Source organism: Pseudoalteromonas sp. SCSIO 43201, assembly GCF_023716725.1.
In the GTDB taxonomy this organism is placed as follows: Bacteria; Pseudomonadota; Gammaproteobacteria; order Enterobacterales; family Alteromonadaceae; genus Pseudoalteromonas; species Pseudoalteromonas peptidolytica.
The window spans coordinates 2255938-2276637 of sequence record NZ_CP072683.1; the positions used below are offsets into that span (position 1 = coordinate 2255938).

Below are 20700 nucleotides of genomic sequence, written 5' to 3' on the forward strand. Positions count from 1 at the left end.
GTGTGCGGGGTGTGACTTGAAGGGCCACACACTGTAATGCGTGTAATTAGTCTCAATCCCCTATGTGTGCGGGGTGTGACCATGCACGGTATTCGATTTTAAACCTTCAGACGGCGTCTCAATCCCCTATGTGTGCGGGGTGTGACCTTCGCTGAGCGGTTCGCCACAGTTCTCGCAGCTGTCTCAATCCCCTATGTGTGCGGGGTGTGACTCACGTTTTGGTTGTACGCTATGTAGCTTAGTTGTCTCAATCCCCTATGTGTGCGGGGTGTGACTTTCAGTAATTGCACCATTGGTGATGTATTGCTTGTCTCAACCCCCTTCAAAGTCGGGGCTACTCATCCACTTTCCAATTTTAGGCCGTGCACATTGATTCGTCCATGAAGCGCTAACCGCTTCGGCCGTCCAAGGCCTCAGTTTCAACCCTAGCCAAGCTGCGAGCACTCGCTTGTCTCGAGACGGGTTTCAACCTATGTGTGCGGGGTGTGACATCCCAGACTCAATGATTAAACGGGCAGCTTATTGGTCTCAATCCCCTATGTGTGCGGGGTGTGACGTAAAGTAAAGTGCCCGACAATTACAAGGACAAATGTCTCAATCCCCTATGTGTGCGGGGTGTGACCACTGATAGCAAGGTTTGGTATGTAAACGGTCGAGGTCTCAATCCCCTATGTGTGCGGGGTGTGACGTATGGTCTATGCAACGCAAGACTATGTACGAAGTCTCAATCCCCTATGTGTGCGGGGTGTGACGCGTTTGCCATACTGCTAGGTATAAAGCTATACGTCTCAATCCCCTATGTGTGCGGGGTGTGACTCTGGCGATAGTGCGCTTTTCACCTCAGGGCGGGTGTCTCAATCCCCTATGTGTGCGGGGTGTGACAAAGTGAATTTGGTAATAAAGAATTTCTTTCTTTGTCTCAATCCCCTATGTGTGCGGGGTGTGACGAATCATCTCCGTGAAGAGGCTCTCAGAGGCTTAGTCTCAATCCCCTATGTGTGCGGGGTGTGACTAATGGTGAAAGTGAACACGAAATCAAGGGTCGTGTCTCAATCCCCTATGTGTGCGGGGTGTGACGTTACACGCAACTTGAGCTAAAAATACTCAGCAGCGGTCTCAATCCCCTATGTGTGCGGGGTGTGACGTGATTTTCACGGAAAAGTGATAGCACAGATAACTGCTTTAGTCTCAATCCCCTATGTGTGCGGGGTGTGACTGCACAATACATATCTAGCCACTCTAGATACTCTGTCTCAATCCCCTATGTGTGCGGGGTGTGACTGCCAGCGTTAAAACGTCCATTGTTAAAGAGCTGTATCGCGGTTTTCCGCTAGACGGCTCGATTGTACTGCGATTTTTGCGCTTTTTCTACTCACTTAATGAAAAGCGGCTAATTTTCATAAAGTTAATAATCGCTAGCTGAGCGGAGTTTTAATGAGTACCAGAGGGTAGCGATTCCGGCTAAAAAAAGACTAATAAGGAGATGTAACTTAAGCTTTTACAAGATGAGACCATTAAATTAAATCATAGAAGAAGCGGCTCAAAATTCGAATCACTTAAATCGGTGCAGCGTCAGAGAAGCATTGGATAACTCAGCTTAACGCTTACCTTTAAAGTAACCATTTTATTGCGCTAACTAACTAAAACAATTACTATTTATTGGAAGTATATAGTGTGGAAAGATAAATGAATAACAAATGGATTTACGCGCTGCTAGTGTGCTCTGCAATCCCATGGCTTAAACCATTTTTGCGACTTGACTGCTTTATAACTCGTTTGGATTTAACTCTACCCCACAAGTTAGAAGGCAAAAAATTAACACAAACTCTCTACCCACGTTTACTTCAATATAATAGTAAGGAAATGTCATGATCCGCAACAAGTTCAAGTTTTTCAAACAAAAAACCTCATTCAAAAATGCTTTTGCCTTTTTGTCTGGTGCCTTATCTCTCATCAGCCTAGCTTGGATTGGCGATCTGATTTTTTTTTGTTTTTACAAGCCAGATGAGTTTATTCTCTCTGCGCTGCTTTATGCCATTGCCGCCTTTTGTACTTGTAGCCTTTTAACCGCAGTTTTAGCCTTTAACTATATTCACATAAGAGACTTGTCTAGCACCAATGACCTCCCCAAAGCTAAAGTTCTCATTATGGCAGTGTCACCTATCTCATCAGGGTATCAAATACGTGAAAGTGGCGGTGTGTTTACGTTATACCAAAGGCCAATTGATGGGCAGCAAGAGCACTGGATTGAAAAAGCCCAGTTTAGTGGCTCATTGCAAAAAGATATTACCATGCTCGATACTTATCGCCTAAACTGGCAACAAACCCTACGCGCACTCAAGGCCAATATAGGTGAATTAGAACAAATTGTGCTCGTTCCAAGTGAGCAATTAAGAGAGCGCATGTATGACGAAGAGAGGCAAATTGATATTTATAAGCGCTGGCTTGCCCAATACGGAAAAGATCCTTATGCCCCCGAAACCAACTTTAAAGTTACCATCCATAAAGAAGCCGTCAACAAAGACAATATGCGTCAATACTATGGTGCTTTTGCTCATGAGATTGATCTAGCACGGTTGCAGTGTCATGATGAAAAAAAAATCCGAATAGATATTACTGGTGGCCAAGTACCCGCCAGCATTGGTGGCAGCCTAGCAACGCTACATAACAATTGTGCGATGCAGTATGTTAACAATGACAAAGTGGTAAACAACTACCGTGCCGAGATCAAACAAGTTCGCGCATAGTCATACCTACTTCTATGAGAGTAAACACATCACATTCAGGCGCAGGCCGGAAACCACTGATAAATAACTACGCTTTGCCAAACTATGAAACCATGTTTCAAAGTTTGGCAAAAAGATGAAGTATTGGGTTATGATCTTACAATATATCAACCAACTAAACTCACCTAACCTATTAGCTCGTAATGACCTAAACCAAAAGTGGTTTTACCGCCAACACTGAGTACTTGACCAATTTGCAGCCAAGGTTTGGCGGGAGCTATATCTCCATAAAAACTGAGCATGCCTTTTAGGCCGCCAAACGGTTGTTTGGCGCGCTGCTTTAGTGAAAACCGTTGCCAATTTTCAAAGTAACAGTGGTGCTGAGCTTGGTATTCACCAAGGCGCGGCTGCGCTGTATATAGTGCATTTAACAGTGTAGACTCGTCAGCGACCCAAAATTTTGTCAGCTGGCTAAGCCGCCTACAAATATGGCGATTTAGTTCATATAGCTCGGGCAAAAAGTCTGCTGAAATAGCGCCTTTGTGTTTTAAGCGTAACGGCGCTTTTAAATGCAGTGCGAGCTCACATTGACCGTCTGTAAGCTCGGTATTTATCCAGTCTTGTAGCACAGTTGTCACCACTCCGGGTAAAATCCGACCGGGCAGTACGCTAGCTACCGAAAGCAGCTTAACTGGGCTGCGGCCTTGAGAAGTGTACTCACCAATCCCAAGCCGTACGCCTTCACTCAGGGCATCAATAACCCGCTGCGACAGATGGACGGCTTCGCCAAATAAGATTAAGTCAAAGCTCAGCAGCTCGCCCTTTTGCCATTGCTGTTGGTGCTCGTCTGTCAGCTTGATAGCATAAGGTTTTGGTTGCCCTCCTTCATGTTCTGCACACAAAATATAAAACAGTTTTTCATCATGCTGCTTTATCGCCTGTCCAACCCAGCCATGAAACATAGATCCTTTAAAATCGGGCAACTGTGCTTGCGCTTGTAGCTGTAAGGTAAGCCTAAGTCGCAGCACGGGAAAGTGCTGCGTTAGGGTTAGTAGAGTCCCCAGCATATTACATTAGCTCCTTAACGCTTTTTATTAAGCGCTCTCTGTCCTTTTTTTTCTTTTTACCTACATTTTGAAAATCAACAGTCTCATCGCTAATTAAGTCAATCAGCTCACGTATTGCTTGTGGAGATAGTTGTTTTTCTAGTGCCTTATGGCACAAAACGACAACCTCTACATGAAGGTGTTGTCGCGCTAATTTCTCTGTGCGCTCAAATCGCAATTTCAGCGTTGCAATTTCTCTTACATCGTCTGGCATCGCATCAAGTGATGCTCGCTCTTGACGTTTTTCGGCCTCTTCGCTGTGCATCTTGTACCAGAGGGTCTCTCTAATTTCATCAGTAATTAAGGCCGCGAGCCGCCCTTTAGCAAAGTTTGCTGCTGTTGTCGTTGTGATTTCTTCTGGCTCTTTTCGAGGCAGTGACTTTCCTGCGACTTCAAGTTGAGGCATCGACAATTTGCCATTTTGTATCTTTTTATAATCACCTGAATTGAAGTCTATATATGTATTGATTGTATGCTCATGTGTAGCAGGATTTGCCAGAGCAATGAGATGCCTTAATTGGGGGCTATCACTCCACGTATGGTGCTCGCTGGGGTAAGCTCGCTCCATTGTCTGCACGTATCTTTCTATAAACTCTGTTGGCATACGAGCTTCACCGTTACAGCTCAGCGCTTCCACCTCAATGGCACAGGCTCCAGCACCTAAGCTTTTTCCGTGACCTATTTGATGTAAGCACTGTGATTTTTCTCCGTAGGTTAACGACCATAATATCGCGCCAAGCTCTTCAGGTTTTAGATTATGAAACACCACTCTGCCATTAAACTGAGTATCACTTGGTAATAGTTCTATTTCACTGAGTACTCTATCGTTGTCATGCTCTTTCTGATTGTAATTGCTTTCAAATTTGTTTAACGACTTGTATCGCTTCCAACCCGCCAGCTCTGCATTGTGACTGTTATAGTCAACATAATTATCCTTGAGCGGCTGTTCTAAATAGGCCGCCAAAAAACTAGGTTTAGGTGAACCTAAAATCACTTTTGTACAGGTTGGTGTAAGTTTCTTTTGGCAAATTGCATCTGTAAAGCTCACACGACTTTTTAAACTCAACCCTTCTTCTCTCAGCGTACCAAAAATGCACTCTGCCATATCGAAAATAAGCGCTTTACTTGCGTCTTTTTGTTTACGATCCACCAGCTCCGAAAAACTGTGCTTGTACATCATCCGTGGTAGCTTTGCTAAGCCTAGCGCTTTTATGTTCTGGTTTTTTTTATCTATTAATACAAAGACAGGGATCCCCTTTTCAGGGTGTGGGTTCATTTTTAAGAATTGTACTTGCTTTTCATTATGACTGCTCAAACAGCCATCCACGAGGGTGTTTATGTGGGCACCAGATACAACCTTTTGTGACTTGCCATAAAAGCAATAGCTAAACTCATAATATTCCGGCTTACCTTTAAGTTCATCAACTACTCGGTTGTTACAAAACACCATGCTTCCCTTAGTTCCACCTTGGCCAACATGTTTAATTGTGTGGGTGCCATCTTTGCTACGCTTTAGTGTGTTGGTATCAAACTCAATGTCTGTAGTAATAGGTAACGCTTGATATTTTTCAACAGCTGACATTTCATTTCGAATATTTACCCGACAATAAGGTTTGAGATCAGTGTGCTTCACTTTAGCAAAATTGCACAGGCTCAACTGCCAAACTGATGATTTATTGCAATATTTTATCCAACCGGCTTCAACTTTTGCACTATTAGACACCTCCTTTAAATATTCGCTACCAGAAGATATCGTACGATAGGAAAGACGCTGATCATCTATTGACTTAAACTTGCTAAAACTCGATATTTCTAGAGTATTTCTGATAGCACCTTTTAGGGATGTACCAGGGATCACAAACTGTCCATGCGGGTTTCTATGCCACAAGACTTTCGTTGGCTGATTTTCTTGCTGATGATGCTGACTCCCCACACACAGTGGGGTTTTATTGGTTAATGTATACTCAATACTGCCGCTAAGACCATCTTGAAAAGGAACATCGTGACTAACTAATTGCGCCCATTCAGGCATGTAAACCCATTTTGATAGCGGTACAAAATGGTATGGTGCATGTACATGGCTCATTACGCTTGCTCCTCACTAAAACCGATAAATTGCTGTGCCATTGGGTGCCAGCGTTCATCAATGAGTTGATACCAAATAAAGTATGTGGCGGGGCCATATCGGGTGATTAAGGTTTGCTTTTTGTATGCTTGCTGCTGCGTTTTTTCTGTTGTAGCTTCCATACAAACAAACGAGTATTGGTGCTCACCAAGTAGTTTGACTTTGATGGTTTTTGTCCCGTTTGACCACTCTCCCTCAATGAGGTCACGGCGGCCCGTCAGTACTGTAGTTTTGATAATCTCATCACGATACATCGCCCAACCAAACGTCGCGTCCATTGAGTTAACCGTTTCAATTACTGCGTCTACACTTTTGGTACTTTGTTCATGCTGTAACTTGGCCGCGATGAGCGTGGGCAGCAACGGTTGGATAATGGATTGAGGGTTTTCTTTTAACTTGTTATAGGTTTCGATACTCATTGACCTGACTCCAAACTTAAATGGGCTAACGTTCCTTTGGCAAATCCACCACTTGGTTTGATAAGACTAGTTCCGCGTCCTGCGCCGGCACCGAGGGACAATAAGCCATTGGTTAAGTCATTGATTGTCGCTTCAAACGCTTGCAGCAACTTGTGGTCTACCTGTTCATCACCTAGTAACCAAATCCGTATTGTTATTGTTGGTTCGTAGAGCAGCTCTTCACTGAATAAAGCCCCTCGGCGTACTCCACCTGTAAAGCGGTCAATGCTATTGTGATACCGCACTGCTACCTGCTCCGGCTTATACTCTATTGGACTGTCTTCTACGATTAATCGGCCAGCCTTTGGTGGCGAGTCTTTTTTCAACGACTCTTGGTCATCTTCAATAGTGCCAAATAAATCAGCTAACTTGTTTGGCCTTGCTTGCCACTGTTGGTGTGTTGCATCTGCAAGTGTTTCAGCAAAGCGCGCGGTAATACGGTTATAATGAAATGCGGTACGATGCGCCAAAATCCCTTTTATCGCACTACCACACAGTACGGGCTTTGGCACTTGCCAACTTGGAGTGCCATTTTGCCAAGTGACACTAGGTTCACTATAGCTGAGCATCGCGGCATCGTGATCGCTTTGATTCAAAGGCGTGGCTCCACGGCCAAAGCGCCAATATCCATCTACTTCGAGTTGTAATTCTATTAAAGGGGTTTCTTGTTGGCTCAGTGTATGAGTCGTGGGGAGTGGACTTGCAAAAAAGTCACTGATTTTGTCCGTAGGGTGAGTTCCACTTAAGTCACTCAGATCAATATGTGTTTGTTGTACACCGATGACTTTGATTTGACCTAACCCATTACGTGTATCTGCCCCAAGTGCAAATAAGCGACTGTGCCACAAGGACAAAAGTTGTTGCCATTCATCAGTATTTAATTGCTGGCTCTCAACACGAATATCAACACAAAAGCGGATCCCTTTGGGCAATAAAATTTGGTCATACTTTGCTTTGCCTTCAGCAACGCCCCTATCGTTAATTGCCACACGTTCACGGTGATGTGGACTTGCTTGCGCAAGCCGGTTAAGTAGTGTGTCATCTTTAATTTTTGAGGGTAGGATCAACCCTTTTACCAGCTTACCTTTGCTGTCAATTAATACACCATTAGAGATTTTCAATAATGACCGTTGCTTGATTGAACCAAACCATTCATCGGTGTTTACTTTGGATTGTAAGTGTTGCTTTGCCAGATGTAACCAAACTCCAGCAATACTGGTACCCGGAATGTAAGGCAGGCCATTTGCATCACGAGCTAACTGAGTGTCAAAACCGTCCTCTCGCAAACCAGAATGAATAGCCAGTGGGGTTTGGGTTTCTATTACGATACGCGCCAATGTTAACCCTATCATTAATTACCTCCTTGCGATTGGGTACTGAGATAAGCTTTAAAGCGTTTTAAGCCATCAAAGGTAGACGGATCATATTGACAAAGCTGCTCTAAAAACAGCCTCATCACCGCCGTTGAGTGGTGGGCAAGCACGGCACTCATTGTGTCAGCAAAATTGGTATACCCTGTATCTCCTTGCCACTCTATCCCCCAGCCAAACTCGTCATTTTTGGCTTTACAAATACAGTGCTCACCCTCAAATGCTTGCGCTTTCCAGTCTCCTATATCAGCCTTGACTAGTTCACCAACCTTATTCCACTGAGTTAATGTAGGCCCCACTTGCAGGTGTTTACCCATACTATTAAAGCCACGTGCACTCTCGTAGGCTTTTGCCACTACTTGCAATAACTCTAGTGTGGCTTCTTTTGCGTTCGCCTTTGATTGCTCCGCAGCTTGCTGCTCAGTTACCCACTTAAGCAAGGTAGATTCTGCAAGCATGTGATCATCTACTAACTTTTTCGGCTTCACAGGCGCTACCAATAAAGGAGAATACAAGCTACTCAAATTTAGTTGCTTGGTTTGATACCAACTGGGATTAACCATCACCCAACCTTGTCCAAATTGCTTATTAATGCCAAGGCCGCTAGTTGCAATCTTATTGAGTGTGGCTTGAGTTGGGGTATGGCCATTTAACTCAAATACCAAGACACTCCCTTTGCTTATCACTTGTGATTGGCTATCAAAGCTTTGGCGTTTTTGATTGAACCTTGCCATTGTGTGACTGCGAATATAGCTTTGGTCGATATTAAGCGTTATGCCATCAAGCAAAGGGTCAATCATTTTGCCGCTTGGCGACAAACAGCTATTGCCAAATTCATCTAAAAATTCACAATCTGCCATACACCAAAGCACCAATTGAGAGCGCAGTGCTTGTGGGTGTGCTACTTTCCCGGTAATCGGTGTAACAGTGACCCGACCAAACTCAGTGTTTTTAGCGCGCCCAATGCGGGTTACTTTACAAAGCGCGTCTTCGATAAGCGACTGGTAACTAGCAGGCGTTTCAATCCACCCAACAAATGTTTGCCCCTGCTCGATGTAGCTATAGCTATATAACTGCCCAAGCTCCACGGTGCCACTTTCATTGTTAATTGCAGTTTTAGTCACTTGCCCCATATTTACTTGCGCTTCATCCCCATTGCTGGTGATAAAACCACTGCGCAATTGTTTATATTGCGTTTCTTCACGGGCATACAACACGCTTGGGATATTCACGGTTTGTTGGTTTAGCTTGGCGTGTTCAAAGATAGGTCTACCTTTTTCAATATGCCAAGATGCCGGAATGGGTAATGCGACTTCATCTCCAACTAATGGATAGCAAGGGCTAAACTGTACAGCACCGGAATGAAATATCGCCCAGCTTGTGTCTTGTTGATCTGCAAGTTCAGGGTATAACTTCGCGGCCAGTGCCCCTAAGATGGCGCTGCCGGGAATAAAGTCGCAGGTATTATGGTTATTTGTTGTTGCGTTAGACTGGCTGACGATCACAGGGTCTTGAGTGGTAATTTGATAATATATCCGCATTATGCTGCCTCCTCTTTGGCCGTAATGCCGATCTTCACCTCTCCATAACCTCGCTGCCGCTTAGCGCCGAGCGCAAAAATAAGTCGCCCCACCCTATCTAGAGCTTGTGTAACATCGCCGCCTAATAGAGGAAGCACTTGCTGATAATTCGGGTGGTTGGTATTTAAGTTCACCCCGGCGCTCAGCGCCATAGGCACTGCCACCTCTAGCGCTCTAAAACTGCCGTCTTCAGCCACTCCGCTTGCCCCAATTTTAGTTGCGTGGATCACCCTAAATAGTAACTTTTTGGCGTTACTTCCTGACTCACTGGTAAAATAACAAGTCTCGGCAGAAGAAAGCGTTGCACTTGTAAATTGTAATATGCCTTGCTGCTGAGCACCTTCATCTCCAAACAGCAAATTTATAATGTTGCCGTCAAACCACTTAGCAGTTACCGCTCTTTCAAACGCTTCTTTATACAACCCTTTTATGCTTTTTCCCGGTACATAGGGTAAACCTGCTGCATTTTTCAGAGCTAGGGCATCGGCATAACTGCCTGTTTCACCACTACCAATGTGCCAATAGCTTTGAATATCCAATGTTATAATGAACTGGCTCATTGTGCCTCCGCTGCTTCATCTGGCTTAAAATAAAAGCGCTCAAGTACCATTAAATCCTTTAGTGGTGAAATCCACTCATCACCTTGCTGCCAATACCACGCAGTGTCATTTTGCGATTTACTGAGCATGTAAAATGCCTCCTCGAGCGCTGCCTTTCCTTCTTTTTTCAGTGTTTTCGCTCGCTCGTAAATGCGGTTTGCTTCATCCATATTGCCTAAAGACAAATGAGTTAAGACTTGTCGCCATTTACTCATGGTCATTGGTGTGTCCTTATTTAGGCATACTTCAAACAAGTCATATAAATCCTGCAAGCACGGGTATTGTTCGTCACTGTCAATTAAATAGGCGGGCAAGGCCAGTGTTAGCGTCCCGAGTTTATCAACAGTGACCGCTACATTTTGTTTTATCACTTCTTCCACGTGTTGAGTTGCTGTGTTAGACAAGCGCAAAAATGACAGCGCGGCAGGGCCAACATTGTCGTCAATTTGCTTAGTTAGGCGTTTAGCGTTAGCACACAGCCCTTCAACTACATGATGACTGTTTGTAAAAGGATGATTTGCTTTTTGGAATAACACGCCACCACTGGCAGACAAGTAGCCTTTCATGTCTTTTGTAACATCAGCATCACCATGTTCCTTGATAACAGCGAAAATGTTTGTGAGCACTTCTTGCGAGGCTTGCTGAAAAACACGACAGAACTGCTTACTCCAAGGTAGTGCCAAGTCGGCGCGGATCAACAAAGTCACGTCATCACCGCCTAGCACCAGTGGGCGCATAGCCAAGGTGTTATCCGTCTGTCCATAATCTACCACTATCTGAGTTGCAGCCTGCGCTGCTTTTTTCGTGGCACTTGCCAGTCCTTCTGAGAAGCTACGATAAGCATTGGCATATATCTTTTCATCAACTGTACTCAATGCTTTATTGAGCTTGAGCAAAATGATGCCTAACCCATTTCCGTCTATGTGTACCAATGCGATGTCTTTTCGCTCGTCGTTTTGCTTGCCCTTGTACGCGTTTTGCTCGGTACTAAAATCAAAACTTTGATCTATGTTGTCACTGTTAGACTTTTCAAAGTTTGTAGGGTAGCTGTAGGTCTGGTCATTTGGCGAGTATTTACTTTGTAAGGCACCTTGGTCTTTGAGGTTCATAACCTGGTAGGCTTGGCGATGCAGATCTGTATCTAGGTCGAGGCGTTCAGACTCCACCTCCTCTTGTGGCGCAAAACTAGCAAGTTTACTTGTTGGTACTTGCGCGTTACCAGTTCGCTGGCTTATGTTTGCAATCGCAGGGGCTAGGGGTAAAGTCACTTTAGCTTGATTGTGATCGGCTGCTAGTCGTTGTTGCGCCAACTTGACAACACTTTGCAGCGATTGCGCTCCTTCGTTGGTCGCTTTATCCATTCCACCTTCCAACGCATCACAAAATGCCAAGCCGGGAAAAAGCTGCAATACGGTAAGCGTCCACAGGTTTCGTAATGCTTGGAGCGGTGCTTTATCTTTACTATATGCTGAAAATGCAGCGCCTTTACAGCGTAAAAACTGTATCTCACCTTCTGCATTTTTATCAGCTAAATTATGGCTGTATCCCAGCTGTTCAAGCACTTCCGCCAAGACGCTGTTGTTATCATCAACCAGCATATCTAGCCGTTCACTAGCGGCAATCACGTCTTTGAGCTTACCTGTTTTAAACAAATAGCTTTGGATTGATTTTGCCTCAAATAGATAGCAATAAGTCATAGACTCCTTCCGAAAATATCAAAAAATTGACCAACACCCTATATTAGGTGTAGCGATAGTAAGCAGCGAGCAAGGTAAACACCCATAATGTATACAACTCACAAATTTGTGAAGTAATATTATTATAAAATTAACGTAGTGATGAGTGAGTATGTCTTTGATCAAGTTTCATTAAAAAATGTTTTCAATATGGGGGTTGCAATATCAACAGGATACCCTGTCGGCTACACGTTTCGCTTTAATCTTATTTTATACATAGGTACCTCCCAAACTACCTGTTATCGCTAGCCCTTGGTACTCATTAATCCCCATTCAACTAGCGATTACTAACCTTATGGTAATTAAATGTTTTTAATAAGCGAGTAGAAAAGTGGCAAAAATCACAGTACAGTCGACACATCTAGCGGAAAACCGCTGTACAGCTCTTTAACAATGGACGTTTTAACGCTGACCGTCACACCCCGCATACATAGGGGATTGAGACTTATTTGTTGTGTAATTTTATCTGGATCAAATAGGTCACACCCCGCATACATAGGGGATTGAGACACTATAGCTGCGTATAGCGCTCTTTTTAAATCAAGTCACACCCCGCACACATAGGGGATTGAGACTATTCAGATTTTACGCCTATCGTAACCATGGGAGTCTGAGCTGTAATACGTCCCTGTAGCTGAGTTCCATCAAGCATCACTGCCCTTTAGCTTTACAGTAACGAAATAGTTTTCGCCCAATATGGGCGTTGAAGTATAGAGTTATTCACTGGCAAGCGGTGATGGCACTTTTTGATTCAACCGGGAATACGGCACTGTTGTTAGACTCTGAGGCTAAAAAGTCGATGGGTTTTGTTGAAAGTAAAATAAAGCCATACTTTTGTGAGGTGTTTGCCAATGCCGTTACCGCTTGGTGAGATAAGCTTTGAATGGGTGCGATGTCGCCATGGCGTTTTGAGTCAGCCATTATCCAGTAATGTCCGGTTTGGCTCGCAGTGTACCCTGCTATGGCTTTGTAATGATCAACACAGTGATAAATGATGAAGTTTTCTTTTTGTGTGACCCAGTTAGCAATATCTGAAACAGCAATCTGCGCCAGCATATCGCCAGTTAACAAGGCGCTAAATGGTGCCACCTTGTTGGTTTTACACACACTGTTAAACAAACGAATAATGTCAAAGTTACTCATGCCTTTTGGGTCTACTAACGCCATATTTTCAGTTGCTGGGTCGGCGAAGCCCGAGACTTTACGTTTGGTATAGAACCCAGCATTAAATTGTTGATGAAAGGAGTCTTGAGTAAATTCGTCATCAAACAAAGTATTAACTACAGCGATTAATGAACAGATCCCACAAAAGTTTTTATATTGTGGTTGAATAAAGTGCGTAAATATACCCTGATCAAAATAACGCGCTTCGGTAATAGTAGTCATTAGCTTACTTCCAATTAATATAAATAAATATCTTCGTTTGACTTATTAAGCAGAATAGCTGAGACTTCTCCGGCAAAAAATAAACCGCCACAAACAAACACTATGGCATCATGAGCTTGCGCGTATGCTTTGGCTTCCATCACGGCTTGTTTTAGATCGTCTGATTGCGATGCTGCTAGCCCATGGTTTTTGAGTTTACTTTGTAAGAGTGCGGGTTCTGCGCCTTTAAAACTGGCTTTACTCACAATACAGTGCTCTGCCACCTCAGCTATTCTTGCAGTCAATACCGTCTGATCGCGCCCTTTTGAGATCCCCGCTAGCACCACAATACGCGCTTGCGGGAAGTCTTGTTTTATTGAGTCAAATAACATGTTAAAAGACTCATCGGTATGGGCACTGTCTACAAAAATTTTCGGCACATCACATACCAAGCTTAACCGGCCATCATTTGTAAACCGGTTGATTGCGTCGCTATATTGCTCAGCTGAGATAGTAAATCCCACGTCTTTTGAAAAGACTTCTGACATCAAAATAGCGGTTTTTATATTTTCTTGTGCAAACTTACCAAACGTCTTGGGCGTGATACTAAAGGGTGCATTATCATCTAATGTCACTTGATACTGATTAAAAGCGCTTGCTTGCTTATTAAGCTGAATGTCGTTATTAAAGTAGCATTGTATGTCTCTTAACTTTGCATACGCGCGTACTTTACTTTTGAGGTGCTCGTCGATATTCCCCACCACCAACTTACCACCGTGCTCACAGCCGTCGATTTTATCAAAGGCGATCAGCTCTTTGGTGTTACCAAGAATGTCACAGTGCTCAAGATCAACTGACGTGAGTATTGCAAAACGTGATTTGAGTAAGCGGATTGGGTCGTATCGCCCACCTATTCCCGCTTCCATGATAATTAGCTCAACTTTTTTGTGCTTAAACACAGTTAATGCAACTAAATATAAAAATTCAAATACCCCAAATTCTTCATTTAAGGTCGCTGTTATTTTGTTAAGGGTTGGCACAATATTTTGCGCAGCGTGATTTAACTCTGCATAGTCAACAAGCTCACCATTTACTGTAAACCGTTCGTTAAATTCTAAAAAGTGTGGCGAGGTGAATAAGCCTGTTGACTTGCCTGCACCGCACAAGATTTGATTGGTGAGCTTGGCCACCGAGCCTTTGCCGTTCGTTCCGGTGATCACTAACTTCTTGGTGGTCTCAATATATGCGTCAAGTGACAAGTGCTCAATAGCAAGTTGCAACCGTGCTAAACAGATCCCAGAGCCAAACTTAGCAAACGATTTTGTCAGTGCTAAAAACTGCGTTTTATCTGTCATGGTTAAAAATCTCTTCAATGATAAACGCCCACAGTCTTGTGACTATATCGGTCGTTGAATGCTTTTCTGCTGACTCCAAGCTCGGATTGCCATTTATTTCTAAAATTGTTAACGCCTCTGCCTGATTTATATCATCGGCTTGACTGTAAACATCTAAACCAAAAACACGCAGATTGAATAGCTTAAAGATTTTGTCGGTAAATGCGTTCAATTCATCACTAAAACACTCTGAATAATCCACCACTTCACCGCCGAGTGCAATATTCATTGCTGGTGAAAAGTTAAATGTTACCCCTTTTGCTGGAATAGATTGCAAGGTTAACTGATTAGCCGATAAATATTCTCTAATATATGAGCTGTCCAAACTTAATGAGCTATGGCCATACTGCGCTTGTGTTTGCATAAGCGCTTGTAAATGCGCCGAAACCGTTTGTACGCCATCAAACGTAATAAATGGCGGGCGACGTTTATAACCAAACCAGATTTTTCCGTCTACCACAAATAGCCGATATTCATGGCCTTGCAGAGGCTTTTCTATCCTGACACAGCTCAGTTTTTGCTGATTTTTGTCAATGTAATTTTGCAGATCTTGGTCGTTGTAGAGCTTTTCGATAAACGCGCCTCTTGAGCCGTCATTAGGTTTAATAAATAGCGGGTAACCTTGACGTTTGGCATAACAAAGCGCGTCTTGCTTTTCTTTGCCTGCGCCTCGGTACATGGCAAATGCACTTTGCAAAAAGAAGTAATCACCTTCAGGGACATTAAAGCCGCTTGCCCTTAGTACATTGACGGTGTGCGATTTATCTTTGGCTAAAAAGGTGGACGTTGCCGAATTGATAGGAAACGAACAAATATTACCAGCGCCAAATATAAACGCTTTATTCTTGTAGCTCACTTTTAAAATTTGCTCAGAGAATGAGTCTAGGTTTTGGTATGGTATTCCTAAGCTGTCGCACGCTTTTTTTAATGACTGGATCTGGTGCGGAGTTTTAAATTTGGCTGCTTGGTTCATATTGTTTTATTCGAGCGTGTAAGGCTAATTTGCGTTAATGTTTGCGCAGTTTGAAGGATCTGCTCTGGCGCTACCTTCGTTAAAAAGTGCTTATGTCGCACACCTAAGCCGTAAAATGTTTGTGTTACCCATATAGATGTCAGTACCTTGGTGTAAGCACAATACAGTAACGGTATTATCGACAAGATTTTCTCTCACTTCAGAATAGCGCTTTTATTTGAGCAAATTAGTATAAAATTTGATAGCGTAATCGCAATTGTTGCCTTGTAAAGCATGCGCATAACAAGGTTCAATCACAGGTCATTTTGAGCCGTCACTGTATTAGAAAGTATATGGTTTGTCGAGCTTTCATCGTTATTCTCAACCGCCAACAATACCCAAATTATTTGGTGCTAATTGTTATGATAATTACGCCCTATTTGGGAATAACGCTCGTTTGAGCAAGTATTAAACCAACATGTTATTCTCTCATACTTAGTCCAGCACTAATCTATCAGCCTTATGTTTTAGGTAAATAAAAACTAAAACTAACAAGGAGATCCCTAGCGAACCTAAAATCGGTAATGAAAGCAATTTAGATAAGTTAAAGATCAGGGTGTTTTCTTGCACACTAACAAACGACGCCGAAAACAGGGTCAAGGATATCGAACCGGCACTCAACAGTAGCAATAAACCGTTAGTCTTCTCAGAATTGATAACTTGTTCAAGGCTGGTGTAGTTTTCTAAATGTTGCTCAAAAGATTGGTGCAACTGTTTGGCATCGTCTAGTTTTTCTTTTAGTAAAAACTCTTCATCACTTACTAAGTCATCACAGAATGCTTTTACAACTGCATTTTTGGTTCTATTTTTGGTAAAAATAAATCGCTCAATGTTTAACAGCTTGATCCGAGTATCTAATATTGATTTGGTAAAATGGTGCTTTTCTCCGGTTCTTTTTGGTCGAAGCTCCATCGATGTTTGCACTCGGTTGATCCGCTGTAACATCAGCCATGCTGTCATATAAAATGCAACCAGCGTGGTTTTACAGGTTTTAAGCGGCACCTCTTCAAGGTGTTCAACACGCTCTAAATACCAATTTATACCGATAAAGCTATCACTTTGTTGCACTGCACAGTGCTGTAACACATCACCGCAATCAAGCGGCGCGAGCGCCTTAATAACACTTTTTCCAAGCCTGTCTCCTTTTGCGCTAGACTTCAGCTTTTCAATAGTATGATTGTTAACACTCAAGTTGATACACACAAAGCTGTTTTCTTTACTCGACATAAAGTCCGTTTTGGTTTTAAACAACTGTATATTATGAAGCGTAGCGGTTTGTTCAAGAAATTGAATTGGTTGCTCTACATCAAATATTGGCAAGCAAATAGACGAAAACACGTTATAGAGCGTCTGTCTAAACCCCATTGTTACATAGCTTGGAAAGTCAGACTCTGAAGCAGTCATGATGCGCCCAGCAATTGATGTAAAGTCCAAAGGCCTATCGCCTAGGCTAATGCAGAGATATAAGCTGTTCATTTTTAGTTTTTATTAAATCTTGGCTTTGATCGTAGGTTGCTGTTATTTAAGCACACTTACTGAGCAATTAGTAATGTTAAAAGTCAGTATGTAAAAGCACGGCTTAGGCTTTTTACGATTAAGCAGGCACCGTTGCTCAATACCTCATGCTAGTATCCACAAAGCTTCTTCCTTCCAAAACGGTGAGTAATTAATCAAACAAACTGTATACTGCGTTAAATCACCTCTTAATAGCGTGATAAGCCATTGTAAAGACATTAATCCTATGTATAATGCAAAGCATAGTTAGTACATAAGTAGTTAATTACTAACACGTACTGAATTTATTCAGGGGCTGATTAGGATTCGACGGGATTCAAGAAGCCTGAGGTGCATGTCGAGGTGCGGTTGGCCTCGTAAAAAAGCCGCATTTAAAGTAATCGCAAACGACGATAACTACGCTCTAGCGGCATAATAGCCCGCTAGCACTCCTCCATGATATTCTTGTGGATCTGGTTCTGGAGTGTCACCCTACACAAGATCGCTACGGAAACCCTGGCCGGGGTTGAAGGGCTAAAACTAAGCGGCCTCGCCTTTACTTATCGTGTTCGTCCGAGATTTAAAGGTTAACCAATAGACGATACTAAACATGTAGGACCGAAGGTCGACGCTTTCCGGACGGGGGTTCAAATCCCCCCAGCTCCACCAAATAGCGACACTGAAACCCCATCAAAACACTGTTTTGATGGGGTTTTTGTTTATTTATGGTTTGGGAATTGGTTCAATATGGGGTAGATCTGGGCTGAAATGTCCCCAGTGTGCTTGTTCACATCGTGACCACATTTGTTTTTTGAAAGTCCGTAATTTGTTTACCTTTGCCATGGCTAAACAATTTAATGCTGAGCGCATGGCCAGTTTTGTGAACAGGTTAAAGCGGATTGTGCCTACGTTAAGCATTAAGGGGCAGGTATTTAGGTGTGAATAGTGATACCAACTTGACTTAATACTTACTCAATTTGAAGGAGTAAATCTGACGCTAACAGCGTTAAAAACTTCTTATTTAGAACAACTAGATAGCAAAATTTTTGCCTTGCCTATATGGATGTAGGTACCTTAGCGATAGCAGGACGCGGTAGCGGAGTTGTCGACAAAGTTTTCTCGTCTCAGAATAGACCACTTAATTAAGCAAATTGGTATTATCTAAAATTTAGTTTAACTAATCTGAATTTTTAGTAGCCAACAAAAGCTTTACACTTGCATAAGATTCTAGTTTTGATGTAAGTATCTTTTCCAAAGTGACAACAAAATCCGCAGTGTGATTATTTTTGTTTAATAGCTTATATAAAGAATCCAGAGAATAACCATCTTTAGAGTACGTAAGAAAATCTTTAATAAATTTATACTTATCCTTTTTATCGAATGTAAAGCTAAGCACATCAAAAATTATATGCCCACAAGAATAAGCAGCAAAAAACAATGGAGTATTATCTACACTCCCTAAAGCTTCTTCATTAAGTGCTTTTAAACAACTCTTTTTGTCTCTATTATAAAAATAATCATAATAGTCTTTTGATATCATATCTAAAGAAAGCAACAGTTGATAGGATAAATATTCAGCACTTCCTTCATACAGCCATGTATGCGCACTCTTACTGTGTGAAAAAATATGGCCATTCCATAGATGTACTGCTTCATGCGCAATGGTTCGCAATACTTCATTTTCATATTTTATAGAGTTTGAAATAAAATCTTCTCCACTTAGAATCAAGACAATTTGGCCTGGTAAGGCACTCCCTTCAAACCCCAAGTAATCTCTATTTTGGTCAAAGTAAATTAACACCTCAACACTATACGGGTGATTGTAATTAAAAACACTCCCTATATAATCCATTATCTTTTCTGTTTTCTCAGATATTGGGGTTATTACCTTCTCACTTAAAATTGAACTAACTGTGAAATTAACTATTTTAGATGATTTTTCTTCCCTAGCTGAAAGAAAGTAATATTTTTTAAAATCAACACTTTTCAAATCCAAAATTTTATAACTTGAAAACTCTTCCCTATGAACATCTCTACTTATGATTTTAAATCCAATTTCTTTATTTTTTTCAATTTCAGCTTTTTTATATTTTATTTCGCTTGGCAAATAATAATCCAGATAAACACCGGTTCTGTCTTCAAAAAAGAGGTAGGGAGGGTAGGCTCGAATTTCAGATGTATCGAAACCTTTATCAACAATTATAGATAGTTTTTTTTCAGGGTTAATTAGTTTAATTTCCCCATCAAGTACTGAAGCAGTGGCTGCACCATCCTTAAAAGTCCAGTAATTTAAAACAAAGTCTTTTGGTGCATTTTCTATAGTCATTGAGGTTATTTCTTCCTTGAAAATATACTCAACCTCAAAACCATCTTTATTTATTAGTTTTGTAATCCTTACTTCTACGTCACTAGCAAAAGAACACAAAGAAAAAACACACAAAGAAAGAAAAAATATATTTTTATAAGTTTTTTCCATAATCACTACAAGCTTACCACTTCAATCACATCTTTATTATGAACAGGTAGACTTTCACCCAAGAAGTCTAATTTACTCTCTATGTCATTCACATCAAAACCACTTGCTATTAGATAGCTAACTATGTGTGAAAATAAAGCTCTAAAAGCATCACATAAAATAGATTTATTTTTAAATTGATGTAATTTACTATGTCGTGTAATACCAGCTCCTAACCCTAAACCGCCTCTACATAAGCCTTTCCAAACACATGGATCACATTCATAGGGTAAAGTCTCAAGTTGTTTTTCAATTTTTATGAATTCTTCTGAATTTATGTACTGTAATAAAGAACTATCCTTTATGCTCTGGTTGTTGGATACACCGCTTAGCCCTCTAAGCTCGTCAAAAATAATCTCACCTTCTGACGAAACCCCTATCATTAAATAATTATCCAATTGTGCTCCAACTAACTCGAGATGCTGCAAATCTTTAGTAAGCGTATTAATGATTTCGGAAAATATACGTATGGTTACATTGTTTTTGTCGAACTCTTCTACCCATGCGTCAAACAACATTATCAAATATTTTGATAATTGCATTACATCTTCTTTCTTAGCTGTGTCGTGAGTGTCCATAGGCAACAAAAAGCTAACGCTATTTTCAGATAATTCTCGCGTAAAAAACTTTAGAATATCACTTGGGCTTTCGTATGGATCAATCACACACAACAAACCAAAACTTTTAATTCTTTTATTTAACTCTGCAAACTTTAACTTTTCTATACCTTTGATGACTTCATAAAAGCTTCCTTTCCCATTATGGTCTACTCTATGTTTATCATTTATTTCCTGTGGTCCATCCAGGCTAACACCTAAAGCTATATCATATTTTTCAAATATAGAAATCCAATCATCATCAATAAGAATAGCATTTGTTTGCAGAGTTAGATTTACTTGAATAGAGCTGAAGGATTTTAGCCTCTCGCAAATTTCAACAAAACTCTTCTTTGGCATTAGCAGAGGCTCACCACCATGTAATATGATCCCTACACTTTCAATCCCAAAATCAGAAATAGCCTGTGAAATAAAGCTGACTAAGCTTTCAATATTATCTAAAGATACTCTAGCACTTCTCTTATTATAGCTGGTATCGTGAAGGTTAAAGACATAGCAATAATCACAGTCTATATTACATCTTTCTGTTATTTTTAAAATTATATCAAGGTGCTTTATTGATTTCATATTAACTTTATTAAATTATTATTTAACTAAAAGAGC

14 protein-coding genes, 1 other RNA gene and 2 CRISPR repeat arrays (1 of these 17 only partly in view) are annotated in these 20700 nt (G+C 41.6%); of the genes, 2 read left to right on the forward strand and 13 right to left on the reverse strand.

Annotated features, from left to right (window positions below):
- A CRISPR array of direct repeats spans nucleotides 1-276; the repeat unit is 31 nt; unit sequence GTCTCAATCCCCTATGTGTGCGGGGTGTGAC (it extends 80 nt beyond the left edge of the window).
- A gap of 249 nt (nucleotides 277-525) precedes the next feature.
- A CRISPR array of direct repeats spans nucleotides 526-1281; the repeat unit is 31 nt; unit sequence GTCTCAATCCCCTATGTGTGCGGGGTGTGAC.
- A gap of 587 nt (nucleotides 1282-1868) precedes the next feature.
- Complete coding sequence (locus J8Z24_RS09600; RefSeq protein ID WP_252094584.1) at nucleotides 1869-2747, forward strand: hypothetical protein; 879 nt, start codon at nucleotides 1869-1871, stop codon at nucleotides 2745-2747.
- Between the two features lie 164 nt (nucleotides 2748-2911).
- Here J8Z24_RS09600 and cas6 read toward each other — a convergent pair whose 3' ends face one another.
- The 11 genes from cas6 to J8Z24_RS09655 all read right to left on the reverse strand — a co-directional run bounded on the left by cas6 (nucleotide 2912) and on the right by J8Z24_RS09655 (nucleotide 16947).
- On the reverse strand, nucleotides 2912-3793 hold the full coding sequence (cas6, locus tag J8Z24_RS09605) for a CRISPR system precrRNA processing endoribonuclease RAMP protein Cas6 (protein ID WP_252094585.1): 882 nt from the start codon (nucleotides 3791-3793) through the stop codon (nucleotides 2912-2914).
- Between the two features lies 1 nt (nucleotide 3794).
- Nucleotides 3795-5918: a TIGR03986 family type III CRISPR-associated RAMP protein gene (locus tag J8Z24_RS09610; protein WP_252094586.1), complete on the reverse strand. Its 2124-nt coding sequence runs from the start codon at nucleotides 5916-5918 to the stop codon at nucleotides 3795-3797.
- Nucleotides 5918-6376: a hypothetical protein gene (locus tag J8Z24_RS09615; RefSeq protein ID WP_252094587.1), complete on the reverse strand. Its 459-nt coding sequence runs from the start codon at nucleotides 6374-6376 to the stop codon at nucleotides 5918-5920. The genes J8Z24_RS09610 and J8Z24_RS09615 overlap by 1 nt, the downstream gene beginning before the upstream one ends.
- Entirely contained in the window at nucleotides 6373-7767 is a 1395-nt protein-coding gene (locus J8Z24_RS09620) for an RAMP superfamily CRISPR-associated protein (protein ID WP_252094588.1), read from the reverse strand. Before J8Z24_RS09620 ends, J8Z24_RS09615 begins: the two co-directional genes overlap by 4 nt.
- A complete protein-coding gene (locus J8Z24_RS09625; RefSeq protein WP_252094589.1) occupies nucleotides 7767-9326 on the reverse strand; it encodes a hypothetical protein in 1560 nt (519 codons plus the stop codon). Before J8Z24_RS09625 ends, J8Z24_RS09620 begins: the two co-directional genes overlap by 1 nt.
- Entirely contained in the window at nucleotides 9326-9925 is a 600-nt protein-coding gene (locus J8Z24_RS09630) for an RAMP superfamily CRISPR-associated protein (protein ID WP_125252504.1), read from the reverse strand. Before J8Z24_RS09630 ends, J8Z24_RS09625 begins: the two co-directional genes overlap by 1 nt.
- Nucleotides 9922-11661 (reverse strand): hypothetical protein, encoded by a 1740-nt coding sequence (locus tag J8Z24_RS09635; RefSeq protein WP_252094590.1) that lies wholly within the window; start codon nucleotides 11659-11661, stop codon nucleotides 9922-9924. The genes J8Z24_RS09630 and J8Z24_RS09635 overlap by 4 nt, the downstream gene beginning before the upstream one ends.
- Nucleotides 11662-12420: 759 nt before the next feature.
- A complete protein-coding gene (locus J8Z24_RS09640; protein WP_252094591.1) occupies nucleotides 12421-13086 on the reverse strand; it encodes a hypothetical protein in 666 nt (221 codons plus the stop codon).
- A 14-nt stretch (nucleotides 13087-13100) separates the two neighbouring features.
- Nucleotides 13101-14420 (reverse strand): glutamate ligase domain-containing protein, encoded by a 1320-nt coding sequence (locus J8Z24_RS09645; RefSeq protein WP_252094592.1) that lies wholly within the window; start codon nucleotides 14418-14420, stop codon nucleotides 13101-13103.
- Nucleotides 14410-15432 (reverse strand): ATP-grasp domain-containing protein, encoded by a 1023-nt coding sequence (locus tag J8Z24_RS09650; RefSeq protein WP_252094593.1) that lies wholly within the window; start codon nucleotides 15430-15432, stop codon nucleotides 14410-14412. The genes J8Z24_RS09645 and J8Z24_RS09650 overlap by 11 nt, the downstream gene beginning before the upstream one ends.
- A 474-nt stretch (nucleotides 15433-15906) precedes the next feature.
- The gene (locus tag J8Z24_RS09655) at nucleotides 15907-16947 is read right to left on the reverse strand and encodes a hypothetical protein (protein ID WP_252094594.1); all 1041 of its coding nucleotides are present in this window, start codon (nucleotides 16945-16947) and stop codon (nucleotides 15907-15909) included.
- Between the two features lie 330 nt (nucleotides 16948-17277).
- On the opposite strand from J8Z24_RS09655, the gene ssrA reads away from it, so the two are divergent.
- Nucleotides 17278-17634, forward strand: a transfer-messenger RNA (tmRNA) gene (gene ssrA, locus J8Z24_RS09660).
- Between the two features lie 508 nt (nucleotides 17635-18142).
- Here ssrA and J8Z24_RS09665 read toward each other — a convergent pair.
- Both J8Z24_RS09665 and J8Z24_RS09670 read right to left on the reverse strand, forming a co-directional pair.
- Nucleotides 18143-19441 carry a M1 family aminopeptidase gene (locus tag J8Z24_RS09665; protein WP_252094595.1) on the reverse strand — a complete coding sequence of 433 codons (1299 nt, stop codon included), beginning with the start codon at nucleotides 19439-19441 and terminating at the stop codon, nucleotides 18143-18145.
- A 5-nt stretch (nucleotides 19442-19446) separates the two neighbouring features.
- Nucleotides 19447-20664 (reverse strand): radical SAM protein, encoded by a 1218-nt coding sequence (locus J8Z24_RS09670; RefSeq protein WP_252094596.1) that lies wholly within the window; start codon nucleotides 20662-20664, stop codon nucleotides 19447-19449.
- Nucleotides 20665-20700 lie beyond the last annotated feature (36 nt).